Here is an 11,736-nt window from a genome sequence, read left to right as displayed (position 1 = left end):
GAGTAACGTGTTTTTATTTTCGCATTCTATGCTTTATTAGATACTCGAAATGCAAAAGGACGCGTGAAGAGTCTGCGATAGTGAATCGTCTTTTGAGGGATTGGTTTACCCCGGTTTATTAACCCTATAATTGTGAGGTTGAGAGTGAAGTTCTGCCAAACGTTAGTTGCCAATATGATTAGTTGTCGTTGCTCAAACCCAGTGATGACATGCGGGCAGATCGCTCATCGCACTGGCGCGCCTTTTGTGCGGTTGTTGGCTTTGTCTTTAATACTTGTCCTCTTCTCGTTATTCTCGCTTACCACTAGTTCAGCAGCACTAGCTACGTCGCTATCAGTTGTAAACACCTCAGCTGCAAATCCTGCTAATGTAAATCCCTCTAATGCAAACTCATACTCCCAGAGTGGTAAATCTAGCAGCGATGACAACATATTTGATCCGCTCACCATGCTCAGAGAAACTCCACAAGGGATGCAGTTAGTTAAGCTGTTTTACCGCATGGAACAAGAGCCCGATTTTGTGCTTGAGCGCATGCAGCAGCTACGCAATCAATGGCAGTTTGAGCAAAACCTGCTTTTCATGGCGCTATACCATCGCACTTTGCATGACATTTATGTGATTAAGTCAGATCTTGAGCAGGCTCAACAATGTGCTGACAAAATGCTTGCTCTGGGTAATAAACACAATGAACGGTGGATTATTGCTGAAGCAATGACCTTAAATGCCATTTTGCTTGCCAGAAGTGGTCAAGGCGAAGCCGCGTTTGACAAGATCAATATCGCTATCCCGCTTGCTGAAGAACTGCATTACCACAGACTGCTATCGCGTGCACTAAATGCTCGTGGTGTGCTCTATTCACGTCGATTGAATTATGAAGAATCGATAACCGATTACCAGCGCGCGATTTCATACATAGAGCCGGGCAAGAACCTAGCTTATTTGAGCAAGCTTTATTCCAATATCTCGGTGATTTATTCGCGGATTAAAGAATGGCAAGAAGCGATTAAATATAACGAGCGCGCTATTGGTATTTACCTACAAGGTGAGCATATTACCAATGAACACCTGGTGGTGCTGTACACCAATGGTAGCCAGCTTTACCTTGAGGTTGATGATTTGACTAAGGCGCTCAATTACAGCGAAAAAAGCGTTGCTGTTGCCCGAAAAGCTGACAGTGCGTCTTTGCTTACCCATGGTTTGTGGGCGCAGGCAAGCATTCTGCTTAGGCAGGAGCGCTATGGTGAAGCGAGACCACTTATTGAGCAGTGCCTTGAGTTATCTGAAGATTTTTACGACCCCACTTACTACAATCGCTGCTTACTTGAGATAAGTAAGATTGAGTTTGCCTTTGCTGAATACGATTCCGCTATCACCAATGCTAAAGCCGCACTCAAGGTATTTGAGCAGGTAAAAACCACTGAGCTTGTACTGGAAACTCATCAGTTATTGAGTGAAGTCTATCAAGCCGCAGAGCAATATCCGTTAGCCATTGTGCATTTAAAGCACTTTTATGAAGGCACGCAGCAGGTACTGTTTGAAAACCGTGAAGCGCGCATGCTTGAACTACAAGAGCAGTTTGAAAATGAGCTAAAAGAAGAGCAGATTGCCCTGCTAACAGCAGAAAACAGCTTGAAACAGGCTGATTTGGAGCGCAAACAGTTAAACGAAAAGTTTTGGATTCTGGTAACTGTCATTATCAGTATGGCAGTGGCCTGGTTGCTGCAACGTTATCGCTCCAACACTCGTCATATTAGTAAGCTAAGTTCGACCAATAAGGATTTGTTTCATCAGTCTAACCAGGATGCGCTCACGGGGTTATATAACCGCCGCTACATTGAAGATTGGGTCGCGACTAGACTCCCTGACAGCAAGGCACCATTTTATAGTGTGGTGATTTTAGATGCTGATTTCTTTAAACGCGTTAACGACACTTATGGCCATGCCGCAGGTGATATTGTGCTCAAGACCATGGCAAATCGTTTGTCTGCGCATTTCAGAGATAAAGATATTTTGGCGCGTTGGGGTGGTGAAGAGTTTATTTTGCTGTTGGCATTGGAGTCGAGCAATTTACCTAAAGATATTTTGAACCGAATTAACAAGGTGATTGCCGACACCCCAATCGAAGCAGAAGGCGTATCGCTTGATATGACAATATCAATTGGCGCGACCGAGCCTGTTAGCCGTGAGCAGTGCGTGCGTGATTGGCATCAGCTTAAAGTCACGGCAGATGAAGCCTTGTATCAAGCTAAAGAGCAAGGGCGTAATTGTGCTGTTGTTGCCGAGATAACTGCTGAGGATGTAGCAAAGAGATAGCTGGTAACGATTAACTGCTGCTAGGTTAAGGCCTGTAAGCCAACATCCATCAGCCCGCTGGCAACTCGCTTGGTAGGTGCACTTTAAAGGTTTTGTCAGCAACGACTTTGCCATTTAGCTCTAGCGTCATGCGCCAGTTACCAGTTTTATTGTTAATTGGCGCCCAAATTGTATCGCCTAGGTAAAAGCGCCAATCGTTTTCCTTTATGTACATCTCACCATCAAAGGGGGCACGAATGTTGCCGTCAGCGTCTGGAATATCTGGATGATAAATACAGTATCTGAGCTTTTGGTTTTTGGCTTTTTTAATCCTAGTCACAAAACCGAATTCGATGTCGATTTCAGCTGGCACATGTACCGTTGCTTTCAAGAACCTCGGTAGTTCAGTGCTTTGTGAGTCCCATTGGCTGAAAATACCCGCCTGGATGATTTGTACATCCGCTTTTAACTTACTCATTTGTATTAGCTTGGTTAGTCACTGAGCTTTGGTAATTTAGTTACATGCTCGATGGCTGCTTGCATAGCAAACTCATAACCCTTAGTGCCGAGCCCGCAAATCACCCCTACAGCTTTATCTGATAGATAAGAGTGATGGCGAAATGGTTCACGGGCATGAACATTTGTAATATGCAGTTCGATAAATGGAATATTTACCCCAACTAGAGCATCACGCAGGGCGACACTTGTATGGGTAAAAGCGGCAGGGTTAATCACGATGAATTGCGCATCAGTTGCATGAATAGCGTTAATCAGCTCATGCTCAGCATTTGACTGAATATGTTCAAACTCGACATCAGCATTGCTGGCTTGTTGTTCAGCACGCTCGACGACATCATTAAGGGTATCGTTACCATACAAACCCGGTTCACGGCGACCTAGTAGATTAAGATTAGGGCCGTTAACTAGCAGTATTTTTGCTTGGGTGGTCATAGGTAAATCCTTAATTCGTTGTCGATTTTGAACTAATAATAATTTATCACGTAAATTCGGTTGGTACTTAGAAATAGTTGTAAAACTATGCCTATGCTCAGAAATTTTCAACTTGTGCAGCTATCGAGAAAAAGTTTGAAGGGGGAGTTAGTAATCAACTCGTTTTTGTCTGAGGGCTTTAGTTGCGCCGCGCTGTTTTTTAGCATCGACTCGGCGGCGCTGACTGGCTTTAGTTGCCTTGGTAGCAATTCTGGCTTTAGGAACAATAGTGATGCTTTTCACTAGTGACACAAACTGTTCAAGTGCAAGCTGTCGATTAAAATCCTGACTGCGACTTTGCTGACATTTAATGATGATTTTGCCGCTTTTGGTAATGCGATGATCAGCTTTAGCCAATAATTTTTGTTTGTAAAACTCAGGTAGGCTAGATTGGTTAATATCGAAGATGATCTGCGCAGCGGTCGACACCTTATTAATGTGCTGCCCGCCAGCACCGCTAGAGCGGATAAACTGCCACTCTAGTTCGTTGTCGTTAATCGCTACACGATTGGTTATCTGAATCATTGCCTTGCTACTGTTATTAAAAACTCGCCACTTTCACCGCTCACTGCTTTCAAGGCTTACCGCTATCAAAAGCTCGCCTATGAGCTAATACTTAAGCACTTGTGTGTATTGAAGATACTGCCTACGGACGATGAAACCAAAGGCCAGTTTAGCAAATTAGTTCACAGAAACGGTAATCTATCGATATTGCCGAGTTGCAGTGCTTGCCTCAAGTCAACAGTCTGCTAGTATTTCGCCATCGCAGCCGCAAAATCTATTTGCGAATATTTGCACGGAGCAACCTATGCTGTATCAAATCAATGATATCGCCCCAGATGTAATCAGCCTGTTTGTAAGTGGCCGATTATCAACGCAAGATTACCTAAATAAGCTACAACCCTTACTCGAAAAATCCTACCAAGATAGCGGCAAAGTGAAGCTGTATATGGAAGCTGACGTGCTGCTAGAAGGTTGGGATGTCAGCTCGCTCACTGGTGGCGACAAAGTGCAGTTTCCGGCATTCGATGCTCTGGTATTTGTTGGCGGCCCAGATTGGGTTGGCAATGCTGTCAATCTGCTTGCCCCCTTTATGCAAGGCGAGGTTGCCTGGTTCCCATTGGAGCAAAAGCAACAAGCTCAGCAGTGGATTGCTGAGATTTAGGTGAGCAATCCGCTTAAATATTTAATATTTCAGAATACCTGTTCATACAAGAACAACTAAAAATAAAAAGGATATAACGCTATGTTAATCAAACACATCGCTAAAGCGACAGCGGCAATTGCGCTTATTTTTGGCCTTGCAGCTTGCGCACCAGAAGTGGGCAGCGAAGCCTGGTGTAAAGACATGAAAGAAAAGCCAAAAGGTGACTGGACTGCAAACGAAGCGGCAGATTTTGCTAAGCACTGTGTGTTTTAAATCAAAGCTTACATGAGTATATGGAATAAAAATAAAATTAAGGATAAAAATGACTAACAAGTTAATAGCTGTGGCTGCAGCAGCACTAATTAGTGGTTGTAGCTCAGTGGCATCGATGAAAAGTGTCGATCAGGCTGTTCAGGTTGAAATTAATGCCGATAGTGCGCTTACACTGACAAAAGACTCGGCAGTTGAGAAGGAGTACAACACCACAAGTTTTGGACAATATAAGTTTAAAGCTAAGCCAGAAGCAGGCGGCGAACCTATGTATGGTTTGATTCCGCTTAAATTTAATGGCGGCTATTTAGCGGCAGACATTCTATTTTTTGCGCCGGCTATGTTCTTCAATTTACGGGAATTTTACCCGTTTTATGAGTTTGACTTTGCTCAAGGTGAAGTTAAATACAAGAAAAACGAGCAAGATAACTGGATGATTTACCGACCAAGCCCTGAAGAAGTAGAGCATGCAAAAACCTACTTCAAGAAAATTGGTAAAAGCTAACGCGTGCATCTGTATGCGGCTAACGATAAGTTACTAATGCTAAGCGTAAGCGACTAACGGCAAACTACTTTTATAACGAGTATGTGAGTCAGTCAGTATTGTCCCTGTATTGCATAGTCACACTTGCTGTTGCAGGGACAGGCAAAATAGCGCATCTTGTGTATCAAGGTACTTTGATAGTAGGAGAGCACAGTGAGAGAGCACGGCTCATTTGAAATGGAAGTCAGAGATCAAACCTTAATCGTTAAGTGTGTTGATAGCTGGAATATTGAAACCGTCATACGTATGTGCCGAGAGTATAAACAGCTGGCAGCAACCATCTGTGATCAACCTTGGGCATGCTTAGTCGACATGACTGAGTGGGTTTTAGCTACGCCTGAAATGTGGGCTGAGATAGATAAGCTCAACGACTGGGGTAATAAGCATAATCAAAAGTTTGAAGCTGTTGTTTGTAGCCTTGCCTTACAAAAAAGCCTCATGGTGCAAAGCCATGAAGTGCTGACTAATGTTGAAACCAAATTCTGCAAAGACTTACCCGAAGCTTACCAATGGCTAGCTGATGCAGGCATGTTAGAGCCGCTACACAGTGAGTGGTCGATATAGATAATCTATTGGTTGATTAGCTAATTCTAAGTTAGTGGTTTACTTGAACTTTTTGTTAAATGGTTGTAACTTTGTTGCCAACGTCAAGGATGCGATCAGATTATTAGTAAAGGATTCACCCACCCCTCCCTTTTTTATAGCTAGATAGCTATGCATTCCTTGAAGTAAAAATAATAAGAATGACGCTCTGTATGAGCGTTTCTTGGTTATTCCTATGGCTGTTGGATTAACTATTTTCAAAAGGACTTTGTATGACTAATAAAAGCTATCTGTTTCTTTGTGCTTTACTCATGGTCGGTTGTGGTGGCTCAGGCGGAGGTGAAAGCTCCAATGATAATAAGCCAGCCGCTGTCGATACCGATGGAGATGGTATTGCTGATACTCAAGACACTGATGATGATAATGACGGTGTGCTTGATGTAGACGATGCCTTCCCATTAGATAAGGACGAGTCAGCGGATTTCGACAAAGATGGTGTCGGCAATAATGCAGATCCAGATGATGATGGGGATGGCGTAAATGACGTCGAGGATGCGTTCCCGCTAGATGCAACTGAAACGCTGGATACAGATGGCGACGGTATTGGTAACAACGCAGATGATGACGATGATGGTGACGGTGCAAATGATGATGAGGATGCTTTTCCGTTAGATGCAACCGAAACGCTTGATACTGACGGCGACGGTATTGGCAATAATGCAGATGACGATGATGATGGCGATGGTATTAACGATGAAGATGATGCCTTCCCATTAGATGCTAATGAGAGTATCGATACAGACGGTGATGGCGTTGGAGATAATTCTGACTTCTATGTTACTGACGCCTCGTGTTATGCCGAGAATGATGGCAATGGTCAGCAATGTTACCTTACTTGGTTGGCTCAGCAGCCCAATTCTTATATCGATGGTGTTGCTGATGGTGTAATTTATTTCGCGGATCCTAGTCGGAGCCAGTTGTTTGAGTACGACACGCAAACGAAGCATTTTACAGGTGTGATTGAGCTAGGTGATAGCCCTGTCACTGCAATGGTTTATGCGCCAAAGCATGAACGTTTATATCTCGCATTTGAAAACACCTCCCTCAAATACGTTGAAGACTCAACGTTAAATGAATATACAACGCTAGCAGAGCCTGCATTCCATTTGGTGGAAACGGACTCTCGTTTGCTTGTTAACTATGGTGCTAATTATCAAAAGCAATCGGTACTGTTGACACAAAGTGGCACTGTGTTGGCCGAGGCTCCTGAGCACAACTACTTTAGTCGTGGTGAGAATGTTACTTGGAATAGCCAATCTCAACGGCTTTATCATTTTAGAGACGGTATCTCTCCAAACGATATCATGTACACAGAGCTAGACCCTGCCTCGGGCTCATTTGGCGACTCTCAAGATTCCCCACATCATGGTGACTATAATATTTACGGCCCAATTATTCTGTCTGAAGACGGTGCTCGCGTGATGTTAGGTAGCGGTGATATCTATACCGCATCCACGTTAACGTATTCAGGTAGTGTGTCAGAGGAACCTGAGGACGGATTTTGGACCGTTCAAGGTGGTTTAATCACGCTAGAAGTGAAAGAAGGTCAAACCCGTGTTTATCATCGTAATACCAGCTTTACCAAGGATGAATATAGAACGTTTGAAGGTGGCTACCTGCAGTCATTGTTTAGTAGTAATGAGAATTTGATTATTACTAGTACTGAAACTGGAATTAAGATTAATAGTTACACTCCAAGTGATGATACCGACGGAGATGGCTCTAGCAACTTACAGGATGCGTTTCCAAATGATCCTGCAGCATCAGTCGATTCAGACAATGATGGGTATCCAGATCAGTGGCATGACGGTTACGATCAATCTTCAAGTGTTACCGGCTTAATGCTAGATGCATTTCCTCAAGATTCAGCTTGTTGGCTCGCAGAGCATGGTAGTGGCGGTGTATGTAATATTGAGCAGCAAATTCCCAATTTTGTCGCAACGCAAATTGTCGATGATGGTGAAGGGACTATTTACATGTTGGCCGGAAGCACAATTTATCCTTGGTCAGCTAGTGTTAATGGCTTTACTAACCCAATCCATTTACGTCAGCCCATGACTGAAGAGCTTATGACGCCGACCCAAATGGCATACTCAGCGGCTCATGAGCGTTTATACCTTGGAGATGAGTCTGGTGCTATTCATTATGTTGATTTAAATGATAGTGCACAAATTCACGAGTTTGCGTCTATGTCCATGGGCATCGGAGGCCTAGAAAGTGTAGGTAACTTTGTACTTGCTCAAGATTACTCTGGTGCTTGGGCAACTCATACTATATTCAATGCTCAAGGGCAGGTAACCGCAAGCGAAGATTGGAACCGTTATTCTCGAGGATATGAGTGGAATAGCTCAAACAATAGGGTTTACTTTTTACGTGATGGCACCTCGCCAAATGATCTTCACTTTGAGGAAATTGATCAATTGACGGGGGAAATTGTTGCAGAAGGCGAAACTCCGTACCACAGCAGTGATGGCATACGTCACCCAATTAAGTTGTCGTTTGATAAATCGAAAGTCATATTGGGTTCAGGGCAGATATACGATGCCGATGACTTGACCTTATTAGGGGATTTAGATGTTGAAGCGACAGATATACTGTGGCTAAAAGATACCATTGTAACTCAGACTCAGTTAGGCGATAGCCACTCAGGCAAGCTGCAGTTTTGGTCGACAGATGATTATGGTTTGCTTGGTAGTACTACATTTAGCGGTGAACCTTTAGCGCTGGCTAAAAATGGCCAAGATATTACAGTCATAACTCAATTAGCTGGGAGAACGAGCTTCACGCATCAAGCTATTGCCGATCATGATCTAGATGGTTTACCTGCATGGTGGGAGCAGCAGTATGGTTTAAGTGATGCTGATGCTAGCGATGCTGCTTTAGATTCTGATAATGATGGACTGACAAATTTAAGAGAGTTTAATCTACGCCTAAATCCACAAGTAGCAGATACGGATTCAGATGGTATCAGTGATGGTGATGAGGTAGACGTATATAAAACTGACCCACTCAACTTGGACTCAGATGCTGATGGTTTAACCGATGGGGAAGAGGTTAATACCTATGGAACAGATCCGTTAAATTCTGACTCAGACGCTGACGGCTTAACTGATTTTGATGAGATTAATCAATATCAAACTAATCCGCTAAATACTGACTCTGATGCCGATGGACTACCAGACAAATGGGAAGTTGATAACCAGCTAGATCCTAATATGGACTCTAGCCAGCAAGACACTGACTCAGATGGCTTGACTAACCTTGAGGAGTTAACTTACCAGACTGATCCAAATGTTGCTGACACTGATGCAGACGGACTCATGGATGGTGATGAGGTACATGCTCATGGAACTTCACCTGTAGCTTACGATTCGGATCAAGATCGAATGAGTGATGGATGGGAGGTTCAACATCAGTTTGACCCTAACTCAAACCATGATGCGCAACTCGATGCTGATAGTGATAGTTTCAGTAACTTAACAGAGTTTTTATTAGAGTCAGATCCACTTGATGGGCAAAATGTACCTATCGTGACTTCATGGTACGGGTATCAAGGAACCGCTGCTCATAGAGGGTTTGTGGCAAGTGATATTGATCTTGATGCAATGGATGTTCGCTGGGAAGTGTCGCTAGATGGCACTCAGTACACAAAGCCGCAACTGCTTGCTGCAGATGGCAAAGTTATCGCATTGTTCACTCGCGATGATGAGCGTCGTCTACTTTCACTAGATGCGCTTTCTGGTGTTGAGTTGTGGAGTAATAACTACGAAAATGTTTGGGACCTATCTATCGCCTACTATGGTGACAAGCTATATGCGCTATCCCGAGCGAGTTCAGGAAACTTTTTACGGGCTATTTCAGGCAGTTCGGGGCAGCTAGTCTACAAGGTTGAACATAGCCTTTATAGTCTTAATCAGGAGTCACTGAATGTCACTGCAGACGGCGTTTATCTTGGTTCAAGCAACGGCAACGCTATTGAAAGGTTTGATCTACAAAATGGTGATAAACAATCGATTCCAACAGCGAGTCAAGGAGCGATGCGAGGCTTCGCAATCAACAAGCAGCAGGCCTTTTACTCTGAACATCAAGATTTAGTTGTCACCGAGCTTTCAACTGGAGAACACTACAATATTGTTGTCGATTCAGAGTCCTATAATTCGCTAAAAACGCCTGTGGTTGGATTCGAGGGTGATGTTTTTGTCTACGACTATGACAAGCTCAATGCCATTGATCTACGAACTAACGAGGTAAAATGGCAGCAAGAATCTGGTTTTGACCGCTACCAGTTAGCGGTTGGCATTGGCGAGTTGTATGCGATTAGGCACGATTCTATAGTTGCCATAGATACTCGAACAGGAAGTCAGCTGTGGCAGTGGGAGTCAGCAGAGCCTGAACAACTGGATAGCAATATCATAGTGGCAAATAACGTGTTGTTTGTTGCCAGTGCTGAAATGACCTATGCGTTAGATCTTACTACTCATCAACAAGTATGGAGTTATCCAGTTGGCGGGCAATTAGCGCTAAGTAACCAAGGTGCACTATACATTATCAATGCTGACAAGCTCATCGCCATTAATGTTGGTGGGGATACTGACCAGGACGGCATGCCAGACTGGTGGGAGTCTGCTTTTGGGTTAGATATCAATGATAATTCAGATGTTTCAGGCGACTTAGACTTAGATGGCCTAACTAATCTTGAAGAATATCAACATAATGCTAACCCAACGTTAGTGGACTCAGATTCAGATACACTGTCTGATGGCGATGAAGTTCATGTTCATGGCACAAACCCGGCATTGATTGACTCTGATCAAGACGGGTTGGCGGATAACGTTGAGTTGATCGAATGGCTTACCGATCCGAATGTCGTTGATACTGATGGCGATGGATTCAGTGATGGTGATGAGGTCAATCGCTATATGACAGACCCACTTGATGTAGACTCCGTGCCTGATTTACTTACAACACTATTTGAGTCGTTTGAAAGTGAGCCGTCAGAGTTGGTTTGGTCGACACCTGTTGATTCTGACGCATCTTGGCTTCGAGACGATACCCAAGCATCCGATGGTAACTATAGTTTGCGTTCAGGTGACATTGATGATTCGCAGGAAAGCAGTATGAGCTTTGAGTTGGTCAATGCTCCTGGCACGCTGAGCTTTGATGCGTTGCTGGATTCTGAATCATGCTGCGATAAGCTATCGGTATATGTCAACGATGTAAATCTACTGACAGTCACGACCTCGGAATGGAGTCACCAGCAGATAAATTTACCTGAAGGTGACAATACTATTAAGTTTGTTTATTCAAAAGACGGTAGTGTTTCTAGTGGAGAAGATGCTGTTTGGATAGATAATATTAACTTTAATATGTAGATGAAATGGCGCCTTAGGGCGCCGTTTTTTTCACTAGTTAAGTATGGGCTGATAGCTTGCATTAACTGACTCGTTTGAAACATCTAGCCATGATTATATTTGCCTATATCCATATTGAAATTTGGCTCACCAATGCTTTTCTGTGACGCGTATTACTTATCTTTCTATGCGAAAGTGACACACTTATTAAAATACAGAGTGCGCAGAGGACACACATTGGAAATTGATTTCTTTATTAGCGAGTTAACTAGATTTATGGGGAACTTGTTTTACCTATAATTTGCGTTTATGGGCCTTTTAAACTTTATTTTTACAAAAAAATTGAAGATCTGATATTGAGGGAAGGGCTAGCTAAATCAAGAAGTCAGGCTGCGGCGTTCTCGTCTGATTCGCATATGATTAATAAAGTGCTTACTAAAAAGAAAGACTCTCAATTAAACAGGTTTTTCTATATTAATATTAGATTTGATCAGTTTTTTAGCGTTTATTTTACTGTGTTGTTAGGGTTGTGGGTTCAC

Annotated in this window: 10 protein-coding genes; 6 read left to right on the top strand and 4 right to left on the bottom strand. The window is 43.3% G+C overall.

The window, feature by feature from the left end; genetic code table 11:
- Positions 1-224: 224 nt before the first annotated feature.
- The gene (locus tag EXU30_RS20255; protein ID WP_165398992.1) at positions 225-449 is read right to left on the bottom strand and encodes a hypothetical protein; all 225 of its coding nucleotides are present in this window, start codon (positions 447-449) and stop codon (positions 225-227) included.
- A 22-nt stretch (positions 450-471) separates the two neighbouring features.
- Between EXU30_RS20255 and EXU30_RS08170 the strand changes: the two genes are divergently transcribed.
- Complete coding sequence (locus tag EXU30_RS08170; protein ID WP_165398991.1) at positions 472-2,313, top strand: tetratricopeptide repeat-containing diguanylate cyclase; 1,842 nt, start codon at positions 472-474, stop codon at positions 2,311-2,313.
- A 49-nt stretch (positions 2,314-2,362) separates the two neighbouring features.
- Here EXU30_RS08170 and EXU30_RS08165 read toward each other — a convergent pair whose 3' ends face one another.
- From EXU30_RS08165 to arfB, 3 genes are all read right to left on the bottom strand, one after another.
- Positions 2,363-2,770: a DUF3859 domain-containing protein gene (locus tag EXU30_RS08165; RefSeq protein ID WP_130599019.1), complete on the bottom strand. Its 408-nt coding sequence runs from the start codon at positions 2,768-2,770 to the stop codon at positions 2,363-2,365.
- Positions 2,771-2,784: 14 nt separating this feature from the next.
- The gene (gene aroQ / locus EXU30_RS08160) at positions 2,785-3,243 is read right to left on the bottom strand and encodes a type II 3-dehydroquinate dehydratase (protein WP_130599017.1); all 459 of its coding nucleotides are present in this window, start codon (positions 3,241-3,243) and stop codon (positions 2,785-2,787) included.
- 147 nt (positions 3,244-3,390) lie between these two features.
- The gene (arfB, locus tag EXU30_RS08155) at positions 3,391-3,807 is read right to left on the bottom strand and encodes an alternative ribosome rescue aminoacyl-tRNA hydrolase ArfB (protein ID WP_130599015.1); all 417 of its coding nucleotides are present in this window, start codon (positions 3,805-3,807) and stop codon (positions 3,391-3,393) included.
- A 283-nt stretch (positions 3,808-4,090) separates the two neighbouring features.
- Here arfB and EXU30_RS08150 point away from each other — a divergent pair, with 283 nt between their 5' ends.
- The 5 genes from EXU30_RS08150 to EXU30_RS08130 all read left to right on the top strand — a co-directional run bounded on the left by EXU30_RS08150 (position 4,091) and on the right by EXU30_RS08130 (position 11,218).
- Positions 4,091-4,447: a SpoIIAA family protein gene (locus EXU30_RS08150; RefSeq protein WP_130599013.1), complete on the top strand. Its 357-nt coding sequence runs from the start codon at positions 4,091-4,093 to the stop codon at positions 4,445-4,447.
- A gap of 81 nt (positions 4,448-4,528) precedes the next feature.
- Positions 4,529-4,702: a DUF3012 domain-containing protein gene (locus EXU30_RS08145; RefSeq protein ID WP_130599011.1), complete on the top strand. Its 174-nt coding sequence runs from the start codon at positions 4,529-4,531 to the stop codon at positions 4,700-4,702.
- Between the two features lie 49 nt (positions 4,703-4,751).
- Positions 4,752-5,204, top strand: coding sequence for a hypothetical protein (locus tag EXU30_RS08140; RefSeq protein ID WP_130599009.1), 453 nt, complete (start codon positions 4,752-4,754; stop codon positions 5,202-5,204).
- Between the two features lie 192 nt (positions 5,205-5,396).
- Positions 5,397-5,807 (top strand): hypothetical protein, encoded by a 411-nt coding sequence (locus tag EXU30_RS08135; RefSeq protein WP_130599007.1) that lies wholly within the window; start codon positions 5,397-5,399, stop codon positions 5,805-5,807.
- Positions 5,808-6,058: 251 nt separating this feature from the next.
- Positions 6,059-11,218 (top strand): outer membrane protein assembly factor BamB family protein, encoded by a 5,160-nt coding sequence (locus EXU30_RS08130; protein ID WP_130599005.1) that lies wholly within the window; start codon positions 6,059-6,061, stop codon positions 11,216-11,218.
- The last annotated feature ends 518 nt before the right edge of the window (positions 11,219-11,736 follow it).

The organism is Shewanella maritima, from assembly GCF_004295345.1.
GTDB lineage: Bacteria > Pseudomonadota > Gammaproteobacteria > Enterobacterales > Shewanellaceae > Shewanella > Shewanella maritima.
Note: the sequence above shows the minus strand (reverse complement) of the source record. Positions and strands in the feature narration are given on the sequence as shown.